General features: G+C 35.9%; 17 protein-coding genes and 1 tRNA gene. 10 read left to right on the forward strand and 8 right to left on the reverse strand.

The features are described 5' to 3' along the window. Window positions 1-47: 47 nt before the first annotated feature. From NST00_RS06385 to NST00_RS06395, 3 genes are all read right to left on the reverse strand, one after another. On the reverse strand, window positions 48-374 hold the full coding sequence (locus NST00_RS06385) for a hypothetical protein (RefSeq protein ID WP_016839105.1): 327 nt from the start codon (window positions 372-374) through the stop codon (window positions 48-50). A 14-nt stretch (window positions 375-388) separates the two neighbouring features. Then, window positions 389-733 carry a hypothetical protein gene (locus tag NST00_RS06390; RefSeq protein ID WP_340709760.1) on the reverse strand — a complete coding sequence of 115 codons (345 nt, stop codon included), beginning with the start codon at window positions 731-733 and terminating at the stop codon, window positions 389-391. Window positions 734-855: 122 nt separating this feature from the next. After that, complete coding sequence (locus tag NST00_RS06395) at window positions 856-1,050, reverse strand: helix-turn-helix domain-containing protein (protein WP_016839103.1); 195 nt, start codon at window positions 1,048-1,050, stop codon at window positions 856-858. A gap of 355 nt (window positions 1,051-1,405) precedes the next feature. Here NST00_RS06395 and NST00_RS06400 point away from each other — a divergent pair. The 8 genes from NST00_RS06400 to NST00_RS06435 all read left to right on the forward strand — a co-directional run bounded on the left by NST00_RS06400 (window position 1,406) and on the right by NST00_RS06435 (window position 9,725). Next, window positions 1,406-1,490, forward strand: a tRNA-Leu gene (locus NST00_RS06400). Between the two features lie 494 nt (window positions 1,491-1,984). Beyond that, window positions 1,985-2,377, forward strand: coding sequence for a MerR family transcriptional regulator (locus tag NST00_RS06405; RefSeq protein ID WP_016839102.1), 393 nt, complete (start codon window positions 1,985-1,987; stop codon window positions 2,375-2,377). Beyond that, window positions 2,370-3,875, forward strand: coding sequence for a class I adenylate-forming enzyme family protein (locus tag NST00_RS06410; protein WP_016839101.1), 1,506 nt, complete (start codon window positions 2,370-2,372; stop codon window positions 3,873-3,875). Before NST00_RS06405 ends, NST00_RS06410 begins: the two co-directional genes overlap by 8 nt. Next, window positions 3,872-5,542, forward strand: a complete 1,671-nt coding sequence (locus tag NST00_RS06415; protein WP_016839100.1) for an acyl-CoA dehydrogenase family protein — start codon at window positions 3,872-3,874, stop codon at window positions 5,540-5,542. The genes NST00_RS06410 and NST00_RS06415 overlap by 4 nt, the downstream gene beginning before the upstream one ends. A 520-nt stretch (window positions 5,543-6,062) precedes the next feature. Then, window positions 6,063-6,719: a FusB/FusC family EF-G-binding protein gene (locus tag NST00_RS06420; protein ID WP_096552145.1), complete on the forward strand. Its 657-nt coding sequence runs from the start codon at window positions 6,063-6,065 to the stop codon at window positions 6,717-6,719. Between the two features lie 154 nt (window positions 6,720-6,873). After that, window positions 6,874-8,442, forward strand: coding sequence for an IS1182 family transposase (locus tag NST00_RS06425; RefSeq protein ID WP_340709761.1), 1,569 nt, complete (start codon window positions 6,874-6,876; stop codon window positions 8,440-8,442). Window positions 8,443-8,927: 485 nt separating this feature from the next. After that, window positions 8,928-9,128 (forward strand): hypothetical protein, encoded by a 201-nt coding sequence (locus NST00_RS06430; RefSeq protein ID WP_232019868.1) that lies wholly within the window; start codon window positions 8,928-8,930, stop codon window positions 9,126-9,128. A gap of 9 nt (window positions 9,129-9,137) precedes the next feature. After that, window positions 9,138-9,725: an MBL fold metallo-hydrolase gene (locus tag NST00_RS06435; protein WP_232019867.1), complete on the forward strand. Its 588-nt coding sequence runs from the start codon at window positions 9,138-9,140 to the stop codon at window positions 9,723-9,725. A 27-nt stretch (window positions 9,726-9,752) separates the two neighbouring features. Here the strand turns inward: NST00_RS06435 and NST00_RS06440 are convergent, their stop codons facing one another. The 5 genes from NST00_RS06440 to NST00_RS06460 all read right to left on the reverse strand — a co-directional run bounded on the left by NST00_RS06440 (window position 9,753) and on the right by NST00_RS06460 (window position 15,166). Further along, window positions 9,753-10,520 carry an IclR family transcriptional regulator gene (locus tag NST00_RS06440; protein WP_016839096.1) on the reverse strand — a complete coding sequence of 256 codons (768 nt, stop codon included), beginning with the start codon at window positions 10,518-10,520 and terminating at the stop codon, window positions 9,753-9,755. A 144-nt stretch (window positions 10,521-10,664) separates the two neighbouring features. Continuing rightward, window positions 10,665-11,819: a CaiB/BaiF CoA transferase family protein gene (locus NST00_RS06445; RefSeq protein ID WP_016839095.1), complete on the reverse strand. Its 1,155-nt coding sequence runs from the start codon at window positions 11,817-11,819 to the stop codon at window positions 10,665-10,667. Window positions 11,820-11,950: 131 nt separating this feature from the next. After that, on the reverse strand, window positions 11,951-12,757 hold the full coding sequence (locus tag NST00_RS06450) for an enoyl-CoA hydratase/isomerase family protein (RefSeq protein ID WP_016839094.1): 807 nt from the start codon (window positions 12,755-12,757) through the stop codon (window positions 11,951-11,953). Between the two features lie 205 nt (window positions 12,758-12,962). Continuing rightward, a complete protein-coding gene (locus NST00_RS06455) occupies window positions 12,963-14,015 on the reverse strand; it encodes an acyl-CoA dehydrogenase family protein (RefSeq protein WP_016839093.1) in 1,053 nt (350 codons plus the stop codon). Further along, window positions 14,012-15,166, reverse strand: coding sequence for an acyl-CoA dehydrogenase family protein (locus NST00_RS06460; RefSeq protein WP_016839092.1), 1,155 nt, complete (start codon window positions 15,164-15,166; stop codon window positions 14,012-14,014). Before NST00_RS06460 ends, NST00_RS06455 begins: the two co-directional genes overlap by 4 nt. Window positions 15,167-15,352: 186 nt before the next feature. Here NST00_RS06460 and rpoN point away from each other — a divergent pair, with 186 nt between their 5' ends. Next, window positions 15,353-16,675 carry an RNA polymerase factor sigma-54 gene (gene rpoN / locus NST00_RS06465; RefSeq protein ID WP_016839091.1) on the forward strand — a complete coding sequence of 441 codons (1,323 nt, stop codon included), beginning with the start codon at window positions 15,353-15,355 and terminating at the stop codon, window positions 16,673-16,675. 463 nt (window positions 16,676-17,138) lie between these two features. Next, complete coding sequence (locus NST00_RS06470; protein ID WP_340709762.1) at window positions 17,139-19,175, forward strand: hydantoinase/oxoprolinase family protein; 2,037 nt, start codon at window positions 17,139-17,141, stop codon at window positions 19,173-19,175. Window positions 19,176-19,191: the final 16 nt, after the last annotated feature.

Below are 19,191 nucleotides of genomic sequence, written 5' to 3' on the forward strand. Positions count from 1 at the left end.
CCCTCCCCCTTTCAGTCAATTCAATATAAGAAACAAAAGCAGACCCATTATTTCCTAATGGAATCTGCTATGTTATTTAAGATTGTTTTGTAGTCAGTTATATTATGAATGACCTTATTTCCCTTTACCTCAATTGGTTCTGTTAGTTCTTGGTCAATAAGTTGACCTTCTTCCCAAACTGGCGGTCTAATACCTTTTTTCAGAAAGATATTTACATAGTTTCTTAATGCTTTGATAGTATTAAAGTCATTTGTTTCATATACGCCATTTTTGAATTGTATTCCAGTATTATATTCATGGATATTAGGAGTTTTGTAACCTATATTATCATGGCGGATAAATAAAAAAGGATTGTCACTATAAAACTTTGCCATAGTATCAATCCCCTTTAATCCATATCTAATTCTTCAAGTTGTTGGCGAATACGTTCCTTCCGTAACTGATTAATTACATCAGCGTTTTCTGTTTCAAATCTCTTTTTTTGTAATAGTAGTTGACCTTGTTTCTTTTTCATTTCAGTTAGCTTAGATAGTGTGTTAGCATATTCATCATTTTGTGAAAGCATGAAATCTAATTTCATAATACTGTTAGATAGGTCACGATTAGCCATATTTAACTGTTCTCTGCCTTTAGCGTTCTTTCGTGCTTGTTCACCTTCACTAATAATTTTAGTCTTTAACTCTGCTTTTTTATCTGCTAAATATTGTTCAGCTTTTGCAATTTCAGTTTCCAATGATTTTATTTCCTTAACTGTTTGAAGGATAATCAATTTCATCTGTATTTGTATTAGTTATAGCCTCTGTATAGCCATAGTGTGCATTAAATTTATTTCTTAGCATAGAAAATACTTTTTGATTATTCATTTTCATTACCTCCGTTGTTTAGATTGATAAAATTATAGACCGCTTGGCGTGGAATCATAATTTTCTTTTGCCCTACTCGAAAATGTTCGATTAGTCCACGTTTCAAATACTTATAAACTGTTGTTACATCTAACATAAGAAAATCAGCGACTTGTTTTGGTGTAAGTAATTCTGGCAAGTCATTCATATTTTAACCCTCCCTATATCTTCCTTCACTATATATGTCCACTAATAGAATATTTTTAGCAGTTTTTTCAGCAAATTCTATTAAACTTTTTTAAAATAATTTGTTTATATTGCCCCTACCCCTTCAAAACATAAAAAAGCCTTTCCCCTTATGTTTTACCCTGTGAACAGTGTTACATTGTAACTTACTTTTTTGTAAGTAGGGGAGAGGTGATTATTATTTTCTGAAATTAGATATTGATTTTATTATATAGCTTGGTATAGAATGAGTTCATAAAGTAATTGAATCGTGTGCATAGGTTTTTGATTTACAATCAATTTTAGAAGGTAAGTTGCAGGTAGAATAAGGTTTTTTTGCCAATTGTGGCGGTTTACGGAAGGCGTGTGCGACTCAAAATCGTGTTCCCAAAAGGAGTGTGGGTTCGACTCCCACCATCGGCATTAGGATTCAAGGAAACCTTATATCATCAAACCCTTCAGTAATAATGCTGAAGGGTTTTTTTCGTTCAAAACATATGGTGTTTTAACCACTTTGAAAATAGAGTGGTTTTTATTTAGGGAAATTGCAGGAATTAAAATACTTTAGGTGCGATTTAACGTGAATGGTTGCAAAAAAGGACATATCTAAACGGTGCCATTACATACCGAGAAACATCAAAATGTACAAGCAATAAATTCTTGAAGGATTTTTTTAGTAAAATGGATGGATTACGATTTTGTGGCGGTGGCTATATGCTACCGCCAATTTATTTAGTTTAACGTGTTGAAAGGCGAATCAATTCCGATAAGGAGAAACAGTCTATCAATTTTCAACTCGATTGTTGCCAATCTAGTAGCTATAATAGATTATAAAATATTCAAAAAATTCATATATCTTATTGAAGTTTACGTTAACGTCAATGTTATAATAAGACAAATTCGAAGAGGTGAGTGGAATGAAAACAATACGAGAAGTTGCAAAGCTATTCAATGTTACGCCTAGGACACTCAGATATTATGAAGAAATTGGATTGCTTTCGCCGACCCGTTCTCATTCAAAATTGCGCACCTTTTCGAAAAAAGAAATTGCAAAATTAAAATTGATCATGAGGGGCAAAAGATATGGCTTTTCACTTGACGAAATAAAGGAGATGATTATGCTCTTTGATCGCGACCGTACTGGTATTCAGCAGCTAGAAAGAACTGTAGAGTATGGTGAACAGAAAATCAAAGAAATTGAAGAAAAGATTCAAGAGTTGACCCAATTGAAAAGAGAGTTAGTGGAGTTGCATGCGACATTTAGCGAAAAATTAGCGAAATTAAAGGGGGAAAATGCTAAAAATGAATAGTTCCATGTTATTAGCAAGAAATGCCCGTAAATATCCAATGAACGAAGCGGTGATTTGTCAAGGCCGACGGGTGACTTATAAAGAATTGGACGAACTCGTTACTCGTTTTAGCCATGCTTTGCTCAATCTTGGTATTAAACAAGAAGATAAAGTCATTATCTTTATGCCAAATGTATTGGAATTTGTCGTTAGTTATTTTGCTATCCAACGAATTGGAGCAATTGTTGTTCCAGTCAATGCAAGATTCACTTTATCGGAAGTAGAATACGTAGCGGAACATGCTCAAGCAAAAGCCATTATTGCCCATGAAGCGATCTTTGCAGCAGTTGAAAACATAGAAAATATCAATCTAAAAATTAAATCAGGGACCAAAAAAGAAGGTTGGCATGATTTTGACGAATTAATTGAAAACGCTACCAATACCCCAATACAATGTCTTTTAAATGAAGATGATTATTCAACTATCCTCTATACATCAGGAACAACTGGAAAACCTAAAGGAGTTTTATTTAGCTATCGAAACATTTTAGCGGTTGCCCACATGATTGCAATTGAAATGGAAGTCAAACCAGAAAGTCGTATGTTGTTAATGATGCCACTAACCCATTCAGCACCACTACATTTATTCCTAATGTCAGCAGTACTTGTTGGAGCAACAAATGTACTCACTCCAACTTTCACGCCAGATTTATTCATCGACACAATCGAAAAAGAAAAAACAACTCACTTTTTTGGAGCACCTGTTGCCTATTTAGTTACAGCTTCTCATCCGAGATTACAAACGGCAGACTTATCATCAATGAAATGGTGGGTTTATGGTGGTGCACCATTATCTGAAAAAGAGGTGCGTTATTTACAAAAAGCATTTAGAACAGACAACTTAACTTGCGTATATGGTCTAACAGAGGCGGGGCCAAGCGGAACGTTGTTATTCGGCCATGAACATAAAGAAAAAGCAGGTAGTATTGGGAAGCGAGCAGCATTTGGAACAGAAATTCGGATAGTGAATGACATGGGAGAAGACGTCCTTGCTGGTGAAATTGGAGAAATCGTATTGTTTGGAGAAGGAAATATGGTCGGCTACTATCGCGATGAAGAAGCAACAAAACAAGCCTTTATCGGTGAATGGTTAAGATCTGGCGATTTAGCACGTGTAGATGAAGATGGCTATATTTGGATTGTTGACCGGAAAAAAGATGTGATTATTTCAGGTGGCGTTAATATTTATCCAAAAGAAATTGAAGATCGAATTTTACAATTTGAGGGAATTCATGAAGTGGCTGTCATCGGTGTGCCACACCCAGAATGGGGAGAAACGGTGAAAGCTGTGTTTGCGGCGAAAAAATCAATTGATATCGAAGAATTAAAGGCGTATTTATCTAGTCATTTGGCGAAATACAAAGTCCCACGTATTTATGAACAAGTAGAAGCTCTCCCTCGAAATGCCTCAGGAAAAATCTTGAAACAACAATTGAAAGTGCAGGCGATTACGGAATGAAAGTATTACAAAACTTGGTTACTGAGAAGGAGACAAACTTTTTTACAAGTGATGAAACTCTACAAAAAATACTAAAGCAAATGCTTGATAAAGACTTCTATGATTATGCAATGCGAGAACTAACAGATTTTGGGTCACTTGTATGCGGTGAAATTGATAAGCGTGCTAAACATACGGATCGAGAAGGAGAACCTCGTCTCATCCGTTACGATAAATATGGAGAAGAAGTATCTGAAATTTGGGTCAATGAAGGATATAGAAAAACAGTTGAACAAACTTACAATACAGGAATTGTAGGTTACGTGCATAAAGAGATTCCACAACTCGGAAGAAAAGGGAACTATGTTTATAGTTTTGCCCAAGGGTATCTTTTATCCCATGCGGAGCCAGGATTTTATTGTCCTGTGACGTTGACATTAGCGACTGCTTATTTGTTAGACCATTATGCAGATGAAGAGTTGAAGGCAAAATTTTTACCACACGTTTGTTCAACTGGGGAAGTAGAGTTATTTGAAGGGGCAACTTTTTTAACGGAGCGACAAGGTGGATCAGATGTTGGAGCAAATATGGTTGAAGCAAGATTTGACGGTACTCATTATCGATTATATGGAGAGAAATATTTTGCATCCAATGCGGGGATGTGTGGAGTGGCAATGGTATTGGCTCGCATGCCAGGTGCTCCAAAAGGTACAAAAGGTCTAACTTTATTTGCTGTTCCTTGGAGGAATGAAGACGGTTCAATCAATAATCTGCGCATCCGTAGGTTGAAAGATAAATTGGGAGTGCGCGCTGTGCCTTCAGGTGAAGTAGAATTTGACGGATCCATAGCTTATGTGGTCGGGGATCCGAAAAAAGGGATCTATTATATGCTTGAGGCATTAAATTTATCAAGAATTTGTAATGCGGTCGCTTCTGTCGGAATCATGAGAAGAGCGTTTCTAGAATCAAAATATTATCTATCAAATCGCGAAGCTTTTGGTCAAAGATTAATAAATTATCCAATGATTCAAGATTCTTTATCAAAAATGGCTGCAAAACTTCATGTTGAAGTAGCAACGACCTTTGACTTGATTCAATTATATGATTTGGTAACGAACGGTAAAGGAACTGAGCGAGATACTATTTTAAATCGATTGAACATTGCAATAATGAAGAAAGAAACTGCTGAACAAGCTGTTCGTTTCGCCCAAGAAGCGATTGAACTTCATGGCGGAAATGGTTATATTGAAGATTTTGTCACGCCAAGATTATTACGTGATGCTCAAGTGTTAACTGTTTGGGAAGGAACGGCAAATATATTAGCCCTAGAAGTAATACGATTATTTAAGAAATATAACGCACATGAGTTATTTATAGAAGAAATAAACAATCGTTTGAAGAAAGTGAAAGAATCCAACTTAAAACAAATTGTTATGGAAAAACTAGAAGAATTAGCGGAAGAATTAGAAACGTTTGTTGCTTTAGATGATGCACTGCAAACATTTGAAGCGAAAGGCATCACACAGAAATTGGCATGGATGTATGAAAGCATAGTAGCTGTTGAATGGGGAAGCCAGTACGGTGAAAAATATGAAAAACTAGCTGAAATCTATTTAGAAGATACGTGGAAGCTTCGAAAATTAGGAGATTCAATGAAAACAGTTTTATATTTTGATGAAGTGGTATAAGTGTATGACATCTATTGGTTTTGACAATCTTGGATGGTTAAAAATACGGTGATTGTAAATTAGAAAAATCCTTATTGGGTCACTCCGATAAGGATTTTTTGATCATCATTCATCGTGATTCTAAGAAAGTAGGTGTTAAAAATTAAATGTCAAAACGCATTTAAAAGTAGATTTTTATCTCTTACAACTTTATATTTACTCCTTCAATCCTACTTTTTACACAATATATAAAAGAAAGAAATCTTACATCTCAAGTGGTGGATATTTCTCTATTTCTTCTTATTTGATAGAAGCATCGAAATATTGTATAATACAATTATTGTTTGGAGGTGATATTTAATGGCAGATAAAATAAATTATCAGCCAGAAATTGGAACTTCCCATGCGAAGTCTGTTGTTGAAATGGCGATACTTTGCATGGGTGGATTGTAATTAAATCGCCTATGGTCTATCCCATTTCTGAAACAGCTTTGCATATAACGTTAATTTCTTTATTAAATTAATTAAGGAGCTGTCAGGAATGGAAAATTATAATGTAACAAAATTTGAACCTTTTATTAGAAATGACCAATATAATTTTATTAAATACGAACTAAAGAATATTATTTCAGCATATTCGTCTATTAAAGATAAGGAAACGCTTAATGCTTTAAAATTGAATTCCCTAGATAAGATTCTAAACTTGTTTCCTGAGTTAAGTAATGAACAAATAGAATACTTTAATTATATTATTGAAATAGAAGAGGAAGCTCAAGCTAAGCATTTTCTTGAGGTATTAAAACAATTTGTTATTCCGTTTACGAATTTAACAGATAAAACTATAAGAAAACTCTTTCCTAAAATTAAAAAATTAAGAGTTCCTTCCCTTGAGGAATTAGATCTTAAGCAAATTTCATATTTTGGTTGGAACGATATTGGGTTAGGAAGAAAGTTTCTTATTGTAGAATATAAAGGCAAATTAATGGGTATTGAAGGAACATTTAAGGTAACAAACAAAGGGATATGTTCTTTATGTAACAGGTATGAAGAAATTGGTTTGTTTATGGCGAATGTAAAAAGTGGAAAAGAATCGTATACGAATAGAGGAAATTATATTTGTAAAGATAGTCAGAAATGTAATGAAAATATCACTTCAATAGACAAACTAAATTATTTCATTGAAATATTAAAAAATTGAGGTTGGGACAAAACCCACCTCTAACTAAAAATAGCCGCTGGCATTTTACACAAGTAAAATGTCGGCGGCTTAATTTTATTGCATCATAAAAGGACACTTTCTGCTAAAATTTAAGTATCTGACCCCAAAAATTTTAGCCAAAGGAAGTGTCCTTATGTTTAAATATTATAACATGAATCAACTAGTTTTGCCTTTAGATTTAGAAGTAAAATTACAAGAAAATGATATTGCCTTCCACATTCATCATTTAGTAGAAAGTATTCCACATGAAGCCTTTGAGCCATTTCTTCGAAATACAGGTTGTCCTGCTTATCATCCACGCATGATGTTAAAAATTATTTTGTGTGCTTATTCTCAATCTGTCTTTTCAGGTCGTAAAATTGAAGCACTATTAAAAGACAGTATTCGCATGATGTGGTTAGCCCAAGGATATGAACCCAGCTATCGTACAATTAACCGTTTCCGTGTTCAACCTGAAGTAAAAGAGTTAATCCGTCAGTGTTTTGTCCAATTCCGTTGCCAACTCGTACAAGAAAAATTGATTGATCAGGAAGCCATTTTTATTGATGGTACAAAGATTGAAGCGAATGCGAATAAGTTTACATTTGTATGGAAAAAATCGATTGAAAAATACCATCACAGTTTAATTGAAAAGTCGAATCAGCTATACAGCGAACTGTTAGAAAAAGAAATCATACCTGAAATTGAACGTGAAAGCGAGGATGAACTATTAATAGAAGAACTCGCTCAAATGGTTCAAAAAGTAGATGATGTGATTACAGAATATGACCAAAAAATTGAAGCATCGTCAGATGCCTCAGAACGAAAAGCATTAAGAAGCAAGCGAAAATATCCGAAGAAAGCATATAAACAGTTAATTGACTTTATCATACGTAAACAGAAGTACCAAAAAGACTTTGAAATCTTTGGTGAACGGAATAGTTATTCCAAAACAGATTCTGATGCGACGTTCATGCGAATGAAAGATGATTATATGAAAAATGGCCAACTGAAGGCGGGATATAATGTACAAATCGCAACAGAAGGTCAATACGCACTAGCCTATGGAATTTATTCTAATCCCACAGACTCGCGTACTCTAATTCCTTTTTTGGATGAGATTGAGAAACATTTTTTTAATTTACCGAAGCATATTGTCGCAGATGCAGGTTATGGTAGTGAACAAAACTATGATGAGATACTTTCGAAACGAAGACGAGAAGCACTGATTACGTATAACATGTACTTGAAAGAGCAAAAGAAAAAGTATAAACAAAACAAATTTAATCCAGACAATTGGCAGTATGACAAGGAAAGTGATACATACACTTGCCCGAATCAGCAACGCCTCGTATTCAAATATGTATCAGTACGTACAGATAAAACAGGTTTCAAACGAGAGTTTAAAATCTATGAGTGTGAAGATTGTTCGGGATGCCCCCTTCGTTCATCTTGCACGAAAGCAAAAGAAGGCAACAATCGAAAACTCATGGTGAATGAGAAGTGGAAAAAACAAAAAGAATATGTAAGAGCGAAGCTTTCAGAAGAGAAAACGAGTTCAATTTATCGTCAACGCAAAATTGACGTAGAACCAGTTTTTGGATTCTTGAAGGCTAATTTGCGTTTCACTCGATTTTCTGTACGTGGAAAATCGAAGGTTGAAAACGAAATAGGTATCGCATTAATGGCCGTGAATTTACGAAAATACACAGCACAGGTATGAGTTAACAAAAGATAGTAGTAAAAAAAGCAAAAAAGGCGAATTTGAGTGAGCTCAAATTCGCCTTTTTCTCGTTTTGAAGCTAGTTATGTCCCAGCCTCTTTTTACTTTCTAAAATTCAAATTCCCATAATAATTATCAAAGAATGGAATAAAATTTTTATCTTTACAGAATTACAAGAAATCAATAAGTTAAGCAAGCTTGTTATAAAAGACAAAAATGAAATGAGTTAATCAAAAAACAACATATCAAAATCTCCCGACAAATTCTTGATTAAAAAACTAACCACCATTAAACAAAACAGTATATAGAGTAACGTGAAAAGTAAATACGGTTCCTTTTTAAGATAGCTAAGGGCGTACTTTTCAACGTTTATTACGTACTCGTAATGACTTAGAATATTGTTTAGAGCAATCATTGAAAGAGATTCAAATTGGTAATATTGAGGATTTACGATAGTGACAAATTAATACAAAGAGGAGATCAATATGATTCAATATCAAGACAAACACCTCACCGTATTCGAAAGCCAACTTTATAAAACTACGTCCACTGTTATTCAAACTGAAGATTGTGTGATTGTCGTCGATCCATGTCTGCTTCCTTCTGAAGTGGATGAAATTCGTGAGCATGTAGTAAGCATGAAAGGAAACCGACCTGTTTATTTGATTATCACTCATTCCGATTAGGACCACATCGTGGGGGCTGGAGCATTTCCAGAAGCAATTGTTATTGCTAGCGAAGCCTTTCAGTTGAAAAATCCAAATGAGATTCTGGAACAAGTAAAGGCGTTTGATGATGAGTATTATATCGATCGAAAAACTCCGGTAGTTTATCCCAATGTGGATATTGTTGTGAAGAAAGACGGCGAGCAACTGAAAATCGGCAATACCACGCTCACTTTTTATGAAGCGAAGGGACATACGGATGATGGCATCTTTGCAATTGTTGAGCCTCTCGGGATTTGGATTGCAGGCGATTATTTATCCGATATAGAATTCCCATTTATTTATTCAAGTTCAACCGACTATATGAAAACATTAGAAAAAACGGAAGCGATTTTATCGGTTCACCGAATTAAATTCTTAATTACAGGGCATGGCCATGTTGCTCGCAGCACAGAAGAAATTCTAATAAGAAAACAGGATAGCCTTAAATATATTAATAATCTTAAACAAGTGATTCAGTCCAATGCAGAACATGAACATTTAGTTGATTCATATCGTTACAAAAGAAGTTTAAAGAAGTGCCATGAGGAAAATGTACGGTTCTTGTTGAATGAATAGGTGCTAGGTACAAAAAGTGCCTGGCACCTAATACAATTGATTTTCAATTTCTTTTGCGGCTTGTTGCATTTTTTGTATGAGTTCTGTTTCATTGTAATCCGTATATCGAATTACTGGAATGACTATGCTGATTGATGCAATGGATTCCTGTGCTGCATTTAAAATGGGAACAGATATGGACCATGCTCCGCGAACTCTTTCACCGTTGCTGATGCAATAGCCTTGCTCACGAATTTGTTCCAATTGTTTCAGGAGCTGTTCCTTTGTTTTTACGGTATGTTCAGTAATCTTATCTAATTGAACATTATTTACATAATCCTTATAATTAGGCATAAATGCAAGCAGCGTTTTTGATGATGCTCCTGCGTAAAGTGGGGAAGTGTCACCTACTAGCATTTTTGTTGAAAGTGGATATGATGAATCAAAATTTAAAATGCATCTTCGTTCATAACCATCGATGATATTAAGTGAAAGACTTTCTTTTGTTTCTTCGTTTAAACGTTTTAAAATGGGTTCTGCTACAAGAATTAAGCTCGACTCTTGTTTCACTAAGTTTCCTAAATATAATAATGAGTGGCCGAGTTGATAACGCTTTGTTTGCTCATTTTTATGCAAAAATCCTTCAACAACGAAGGTAGAAACAATGCGTTGCAAACTGGAGATGGTTATTCCAGTTTTTTTGCTGAGTTCTGTTAAGGAAAGACTCGGTTCATCATTTGAGAATGCTTTTAATACTCGAATGGCTTTGTGCAGCGATGTAATTGTATAGTTTTTTTCATATGTTACTTTATCCAATTCTTACACCTACTTCACGCAGTTTTTTAGTTTAACACTTGTCCGGGAAACCTACTTCATTAAAGAGAAAATGCAAAATGAGTTCTTTTGCTATTCCATTATTATATAAGAATATTTAAGTTGTTTCATATTAACGAAAGTGTTTTATGACTGTTTAAAATTTATTGGTTGTTCCAAATACTTATCGGAATGTTCGCCAAGCAATGGAGGTGCAAGTTTATATTGGATATTTAAGCCCGAAAATTGCAATGGATTTTTAATGAATTTGACTTTGCCATATTGAGGATGTTCGAGTTCTCCAATTAAGTTGCGAGCTTTTACTTGAGGCTGCTCAAGAGCTTCAGCAATGGTATGCACTTTTCCACAAGGGATTTTATATTGATGTAATAAGAGAATCCATTCATCCCGTGTTTTAGTAAGCGTAATTTCAGATATCATTTGGCTAAGAATCGATTCATGTTTTTTGCGCAGGGAATTCGTTAAGAAACGTTCATCTTCCACCCATTCTTCGTGGCCAAGCATTTTACATAGTTTACGGAACTGGTCATTTGTACCTGCACAAATCATCAATGGACCATCTGCACAATTGAAAACTTGATATGGAGCGACATTATTATGAAGGTTGCCTAAACGTTTAGAAATGAAGCCGGCATTAATATAGGCACTTGCAACATTTGCAAGGCTGCTAATTTGCACATCAAGCAGGGAAAGATCGATAAATTGTCCTTCTCCAGTCATGTCACGCATGCGCAATGCTGATAATACGCCAATGACAACATATAGAGAAGTTAAAATATCGGCAATAGGCACCCCGACTTTTGTCGGCTCGCCATCCGGTTGCCCTGTAACGTCCATTAAACCGCTCATTGCTTGAATGACTGGATCGAATCCAGGCATATGTGCGAGAGGACCAGTTTGGCCGAATCCTGTTACTGCACAATGGATGAGGCGGGGATTGATTTTTTTTAGTTCTTCGTAATGAAGCCCCATCCGCTGCATATCGCCAGTTTTGAAGTTTTCTAATAAAACATCTGCATCTTTAATTAAGTTTTTTAATTGTTCTTTCCCTTCATCCGTTTTTAAATCAAGCGTGATGGAGAGTTTATTGCGGTTGGCACAAAGGTAGTAGGTGCTTTGTCCATTTATGAATGGACCCCAATCACGCATGCTGTCCATGCCTTTTGGATGCTCGATGCGGATGACTTCTGCACCTAAATCGCCTAAAATCATAGAGCCTGCTGGTGCAGCATAAACTCGGGATAAATCTATGACTTTTATATTTTGTAGAGGCTGTTGCATATTCAATTCTCCTCTCTAAATTTACTTTCCAGAGAATTTACGTACTGCATGTTTCCCTATACTTGATGAAGTTATATATCATTCGGCTTCTTTTTTCATTACTACATCTATATTGCACCCGAATAGTTGTCTTATTTATAAAAAGGTTTACGCTTATTGACTACTGCATCTACGCCTTCTTTAAAGTCATCAAGTTCTGTCACAATGGCCATTTGAGATGAAATGTAGTCAAGCGCTGAGCGTAAATCCATTTTTTGGCTTTGATAAACTGCCCGTTTAATAAAACGAATGGCTGTTTGCGGTCCATTTGCAAGCTTTTCTGCATACGAGCGGGTAAATTGTTCAAGTTCATTATCATCTACAACAAAGGTTACGAATCCCAATTCTTTTGCTTCCTCAGCTGTAAAAATCCTTGCGGTCCAAAACATATCCAATGCTTTGTCGATGCCAACAAGTTTCGGTAAATAATATGCACCACCATCTCCTGGCACAATGGCAACGTTTATATAGCTTTCCGATAACTTTGTTGAGACTGCAGCAATTCGAATGTCACACATTAATGCCATATCCAGTCCAGCTCCCATTGCAAAGCCGTGTATTTGTGCAATCACAGGTTTATCGATTTCTTCCAAAAGCAAAGGAATTCGTTGAATTTTCTTCCATAGTGAATTTTTACGTGCCAATCCGGTGGAAGAGATGTCCTCCTTGCTTTTGAAAAAACCTTCTCCGGCTTGCATGGCTTTCACATCGCCCCCAGCACAAAACGCTTTTCCGTTTCCTTTTACAATGACCACTCGTATCGAATCATCATCTCTTACTGTTTCCAGTGCTTTTATCCAATTGGCAATCATTTCTTCGCTAAAAGCGTTATAGCTTTCAGGACGATTTAATGTAATCGTAGCAATATGATTTTCTACTTCAAAAATTAAATCAGCCATAAAAAATCTCTCCTTTAAAATTCTTGTTCTATCTTTCTGCTAAGTTTCGTTATTAAAAAAATATCTGAGTCAAAAAATTTCAAAAGGTGAAAGGGGAAGGTGATACGGGATGTTTACTGATATCTTTCCAGTGAAACACTGGAGGAAAGTGCAGTAAAACGTCCCGAAAGCACGGCTTTTCTTAAATTTACTCAATTGAGAAATATTATTTTTTTACAACTGTTTGAGCTGTTTTTGTGAGATAAGCCCACAATTCAGCATCACGATTCAATAAATAGTCGGCAATATGTTCACTCCAAAAATCCGCATTTGTTCCTTCATCCCGCCAAGCCCATAAACGTCGAGTGTATTGGTGTAATGCATGTTCATGTGTCGTACCAATTGCAGCATGCAATTGATGGGAAACGGAAGCAACTGTTGAAATTGCGTCTTCAAAACGGATGCGCGCAAATGCAACTTCATGCAATAATTTTTGTGATTGAATAGCGGCACAAACGTTATTGAATGCAGCAATTGCAATGGCGGTTTCCCCAGCTAATTGTGCGATTTGGTATTGCACCAACTGGAAGCGGTGAATTGGGCGTCCAAATTGTTCCCGTTCTTTTGAATATTGGACAGATAACTCATTGATTTTTTCAATGGCCCCCGTCATTAAAGCGATTTTAAATGCAGTTTCGATTGTTTTGAAATAGAAAATTTGTTCATCCGATAAAACGGCTGAAGAGTGTGCTTGCGCATTATTCAATATGACTGTATCCCGTGGCTCGCTTGCCAAGTTAGTGCTTGGCTGTATCGTAGCATTAGCCAAATCGATTAGTGCAACATGCACCCCTTGATTGCTTTGTACAAGGGCTACTAGATATTTGGCATGTCTTGCCCAAGGAACGTTGTGCAATACACCATTAATTTGATTATTCTGAGAAATAAATCCATCTTGAAGGGAGTAAGTCGCAATTTTATCAACTACTGCCAGATTGCTGGTTTCAAGTATGAAGTTGGCAAATGTTGTTTCTGCAAAAGGAATGGGTGCAGCATATTTACCTGTTAAACGTACAAGATTTAGAAGGTCCTCTAAGTCTCCTCCAGCACCGCCATGTTCTTCTGAAAGGGCAACGGAGACCATACCGTTTTCTACAAATAATGTCCAAGTATCTTTTGACCAATCACCTTTTTCAAGCACATCCACTACGTCTTTTGTAACACGATCTTCCAACATGCGTTCCGCAACATCTAAAATCATCTCTTTCATTTCGCTCATTTCGCCACAACCCCTTTCGCCAACATACCGTAGAGAATTTCTGTTGTACCACCGCGGATTGTAAAACCGGGTGAATGTAAAATGGACTGAGCCATATAGCGGTCAAATTTTCTCTCTGCATCCAGTTTTGGATAGGTTTCAACGAGCAGTCGTGCAACCTCAGGAACGCTTTGTTCAAACTTAGTACCGATTGCCTTTACTAAAGATGCAGGTATGGCAACGTTTTTTCCATCGCCGGATTCCAATAATTTTGCAACTCCAATGGATAAATTCCTCAGGCTCCATAAACGGGAAAGAAGTTTTGTTGCTTGTTTTAATCCTTCTTTATTGTCCTGAAGCTTTAATTCTTGAATCAATTCGTCTATTAGGAGATACGTACTTAAAATACGTTCCGGACCACTTCGCTCAAATGCAAGTTCTGCCAAGCCTTGCTCCCATCCATTTCCAATCTGGCCTACAACCATATTGTCTGGAACAAACACATTATCGAAAAATACTTCGTTGAAATGATGTTCACCTGTTAAAAATTTAATCGGAACTATTGATACTCCTTCTGCATGTAAATCGATAATCAGTTGGCTCAATCCCGCATGTTTGTTTTTTCCATCAAATGGACTTGTGCGTACAAGAGTCACCATGTAATGACATACGTGGGCGTTGCTTGTCCAAATTTTCTGACCGTTCACAATCCAACCACCCTCTACCTTTTCTGCCCGTGTACGAACCGAAGCCAAATCCGAACCACTGTTTGGTTCACTTAAACCAATGGCAAAGTAGCATTCCCCTCGGGCGATTTTTGGCAGGAAAAATTGCCTTTGTTCTTCTGTACCGTAACGAAGTAGCAATGGCCCCGTTTGACGATCCGCAAACCAATGGGCTGCAACAGGTGCTCCACTTGCTAAAAACTCTTCCGTTAAAATATAGCGATCAATAGTGCTCCTCTCCTGACCTCCATATTTTTTTGGCCACGTCATGCCAATCCAGCCCTGTTCACCGATGAGTTTTGAGAATGAAGGATCGACACCGCTCAACCAGGAATCGCATTTTGGGGTAAAGGTTCCTTTTTTAACATGCTCTTGCAGGAATTTGCGGACTTCTAAACGAAACGTTTCTTGTTCCTGCGTAAATTGTACTGTTGGCAATCGAAACATGACATCATCCTCCTTATTTTACCGTATTACGGTAATCATTATCGTATTACAAATATAATCATAGTTTTTTAAGGTGTCAATAAAAATATAAAAAATTCTAACAATTTTGTTATTTTTTCTCTTTCATGTAGATAAATAATTTTATAGGGAAAAATTAAATGGGGATTAAAAAATGGGGGGAACACAATGCAAATGCAAGTAAAATTGGAAAATAGATTAATGAAAACTCTGCGATTAGATCAAATTCAAAGTTTGGAAATCTTGCAAATGTCCAGTTTGGAGTTGGAACAATATTTAATTGAAAAAGCAAATGAGAACCCATTGCTTACTTTAGATAGTGAAAATAATAGTTTTCAGAAGCTCTTGGAAACCTCTTATATCAAAGAAAAAATGTCTCCATCCTTTTCGAGCGAAGAAAATCATTGGGATTTTATTGAGCGCAGCGCAAGAGTTCAAGAGAATTTTGAACAATTTTTTATTGAGCAAATTCCACTAGCGGTTCCTCTAAGTGATTTGGATGTAAAAATATTAAAATTTTTAATTTGTTCTTTAGATGACCGTTTATTTTTAGATGTTGAATTAGCTGAAGTAGCTGAAAAATTTCATACGACTTCAGCTCATGTTGAAGAGATCATCCAATTGCTTCAGTCGCTTGAGCCTGTCGGAGTTGGAGCACGTAATTACATTGAGTATTTATTGATTCAAACGAACCGATTTCCCAATGTGCCCCCATTCATAAAAGAGATTATAAAAAATGATTTGCACTTAGTTGCGGAAAATAAACTTAAACAGGTAGCGAAAAAATACAGCGAATCTTTATCAGAAATTCAGCAAGCTGTTGCATTTATAAAAAATCTAAAACCAATTCCTGCTGGTTTTAAAGAAACAGCCATTCATTATATTGTTCCGGATATTGAAGTATACCGTGCAGGTGGAGAATGGGCTATTCAAGTGATTCAAAAGAATTTGCCTGCGGTTCAAATCAATGAAGAATATGTGGAATTGTTAAAACAACAAACAGAAAACAAGCAATTTTTAAAACGTTATTTGAAAGATGCAAAAGCAATTTTATTAGGAATCGAAAAGCGTAATAAAACAATCTATGAATTTGTTCGGTTGCTATTAGAGATTCAACCTGACTTCTTTGAACAAGGAATAGTAGGATTAAAACCTATGAGATTAAAAGATATAGCAGATCATCTAAAAGTCCATATTTCTACGATTAGTCGAATGGTTAAAGGAAAATATCTGCAGACTCCCCATGGCATTTATAGTTTTCAGTCATTATTTTCAAAAGGAATTATAAGTTCATCAGGAAAATCAGATTCAATTATATTTATTAAAAAACGGATAAAGGAATTAATAGAACAAGAGAATAAAAGAAAACCTTTAACCGATGAACAATTAGCAATCCAACTCAATAATGAGGGAATAAGTATTTCCAGACGAACAGTGGCAAAGTATCGAATAGAAATGAATATTGCTAGCTCATTTAACAGGGCATTATAAATAATTTCAAATTACAATAACCGATGCAATAATGCATAACAATTGAATTTCTGCATACAAAGATGGTTTTTTGGTTAAATCAAAACCATTGAAAGAATTATCAGGTTAAAGACCTATTAATTTTGTTAAATAATTCTTGAATTAACATTCATTTATCGGAATATAAAAAAATACTAGCCATAAATAAATTATGAAACAGTTAACAAGTTCTATTCATACTAATTTTAATTACTTGCTGAATATGGCTTTTTTTGAAGTCAATTTTAAAAAAATAGTTTTTTTATGCATTTTTAATATTTTATGAAAAAAATGATTGAGGATATGACGGGAAAGTTGGCATATTTTTTGCTTTAAATTTTGTAACTGCATTGTGATTAGTTCACGCATTTAAGAACAGCGGTCATACCAGAAGCTATTGTGTTCTAGTAATTTACAGATAATTTTATAGAAAGAAGGGGATGTCATGATTACTGCCAAAAAACGTTTAGCTATTGATGTCGGGGGTACTTTTACTGATGTTTTTGTATTCAACGAGGAAACCGGTGAAATTTTTGTTACGAAAACATCGTCAACACCATCCAATCCTGAGAAAGGAATATTAGAGGGAATTGCAAAGGCGAAAATTAATGGAGAGGATATTAAAGTCTTTTCCCATGGAACGACAGTAGGTACGAATGCACTCATTGAAAGAAAACTGCCCAAAACAGCACTGATTACAACAAAAGGCTTCAGGGATGTAATTGAAATAGGACGAGGTACAAAAGAAGATATTTGGGATACTTATAAGGATAAAGCAAGACCATATATTAAAAGGCGCGATCGATTTGAAGTGACAGAGCGGACAGACTATAAAGGAAATGTTTTGATCCCTGTAGATGAAAATGAGGTTCGTGAATTAGCAAGAAAACTGAAAAAACGTGGAACAGAATCGGTAGCAGTATGTTTCATTAATTCATATGTGAATGGAGAAAATGAAGCAAGGGTGAAGGAAATTCTTCAAGAGGAATTACCAGGGGTATATGTGTGTATCTCCAGTGAAGTATTACCTGAAATCTTTGAACATGAACGAATGTGTACGACGATTATTAACGCTGTATTAGGACCGATTATGACTTCGTACATTAATAAGTTGGAAGAAGAAATGCATGAGCGCGGTTATAAAGACGATATTTTGGTTTTACATTCCGGCGGCGGTGTGATGACATCCAGTACAGTCCCTCGTTATGCTGCCAGACTTGCAAGCTCAGGAATTGCAGCAGGTGCCATTGCAAGCAAACATATTGCAAAATTATGCGGTTATAGTAATGCGATTGGTTTAGATATGGGTGGAACAAGTACGGATATTTCATTAATGTATGACGGTAACATTCGGATTACAAAAGATTGGGCAATTGAATATGGTTATCCGATTGGTTTCCCAAGTATCGAAATTTTAACTATTGGTGCAGGCGGTGGAAGTTTAGCCTGGATTGATGAGGGCGGTTCATTGCGAAATGGTCCGCAAAGTGCAGGCGCTTCACCAGGTCCAGCATGTTATAGCCACGGTGGTACTGAACCGACGAATTCGGATGCAAATCTGGTGTTGGGACGTTTAAATGAAGAATTATTAGGCGGTACGATGAAATTGAATTTAGAGAAAGCGAGAGAAGCTGTACAAAAAATTGCAGATGAATTCGGCTATTCAATCGAAGAAGCGGCAAATGCAATCATCGAAGTGGCCAATGCTAATATGAGCGATGCAGTAAGACTCATTTCTGTTCGCAGAGGGTATGACCCAAGAGACTTTGCTTTAGTAGCCTTTGGCGGAGCAGGTCCATTGCATGGTGCTCATTTAGCGAAAGAATTAAATATCCCTACAGTCATCATTCCGCCTTATCCAGGTGTAGCAGCAGCGATGGGATGTTTATTAGTAGATGTACGGCACGATATTTCAAAAACATATTTAAAGCAAGCTTCGGAAATAACACTAGATGATTTACAGCTGGAATTCGAAAACATGAAAGCTGAGGCAAAAGCGTTGCTTGTTGAGGAAGGAATTCCTGAAGAACATTCCACTTTAATGAATTTCATTGACTTAAGATATCAAGGTCAATGGCGTTCGTTATCGGTACCAGTAAGCGAAAGTAATTCATCAATCGAAGAGATTTTAGAATTATTCCATAAAGAACATGAGCGTGAGTTTGCATATTCTGACAGGGAACAAAAAGTTGAAATTTATGGGCTTCGCGTTACAGCAATCGGTACTGTGCCAAAACCTGAATTTCCAAAGTATAACTCGGCAGGAAAAATTGAAGATGCCCTTAAAGGGACAAGAAAAGTTTACTTCGATGGCAAATTTGTAACGACAAAAATTTATGATAGGGACAAAATTCCAGTGCAAGCTGAAATTGTAGGGCCAGCAATTATTGAACAATTGGATACAACAACAGTAATCCCACCGGAATTTACAGCAAAGGTTGATCAGTACAAAAACATTATTATTTCTGTAAATCAAGAATAATTTTGGAAAGGTGGAA

This window comes from Ureibacillus sp. FSL K6-0165 (assembly GCF_038004285.1).
Lineage (GTDB): Bacteria > Bacillota > Bacilli > Bacillales_A > Planococcaceae > Ureibacillus > Ureibacillus thermosphaericus.

Coding starts and splice junctions, on each gene's coding strand:
- NST00_RS06385 (WP_016839105.1), bottom strand. CDS start 374: ATGGCAAAGTTTTATAGTGACAATCCTTTTTTATTTATCCGCCATGAT.
- NST00_RS06395 (WP_016839103.1), bottom strand. CDS start 1,050: ATGAATGACTTGCCAGAATTACTTACACCAAAACAAGTCGCTGATTTT.
- NST00_RS06405 (WP_016839102.1), top strand. CDS start 1,985: ATGAAAACAATACGAGAAGTTGCAAAGCTATTCAATGTTACGCCTAGG.
- NST00_RS06410 (WP_016839101.1), top strand. CDS start 2,370: ATGAATAGTTCCATGTTATTAGCAAGAAATGCCCGTAAATATCCAATG.
- NST00_RS06415 (WP_016839100.1), top strand. CDS start 3,872: ATGAAAGTATTACAAAACTTGGTTACTGAGAAGGAGACAAACTTTTTT.
- NST00_RS06420 (WP_096552145.1), top strand. CDS start 6,063: ATGGAAAATTATAATGTAACAAAATTTGAACCTTTTATTAGAAATGAC.
- NST00_RS06425 (WP_340709761.1), top strand. CDS start 6,874: ATGTTTAAATATTATAACATGAATCAACTAGTTTTGCCTTTAGATTTA.
- NST00_RS06430 (WP_232019868.1), top strand. CDS start 8,928: ATGATTCAATATCAAGACAAACACCTCACCGTATTCGAAAGCCAACTT.
- NST00_RS06445 (WP_016839095.1), bottom strand. CDS start 11,819: ATGCAACAGCCTCTACAAAATATAAAAGTCATAGATTTATCCCGAGTT.
- NST00_RS06450 (WP_016839094.1), bottom strand. CDS start 12,757: ATGGCTGATTTAATTTTTGAAGTAGAAAATCATATTGCTACGATTACA.
- NST00_RS06455 (WP_016839093.1), bottom strand. CDS start 14,015: ATGAGCGAAATGAAAGAGATGATTTTAGATGTTGCGGAACGCATGTTG.
- NST00_RS06460 (WP_016839092.1), bottom strand. CDS start 15,166: ATGTTTCGATTGCCAACAGTACAATTTACGCAGGAACAAGAAACGTTT.
- rpoN (WP_016839091.1), top strand. CDS start 15,353: ATGCAAATGCAAGTAAAATTGGAAAATAGATTAATGAAAACTCTGCGA.
- NST00_RS06470 (WP_340709762.1), top strand. CDS start 17,139: ATGATTACTGCCAAAAAACGTTTAGCTATTGATGTCGGGGGTACTTTT.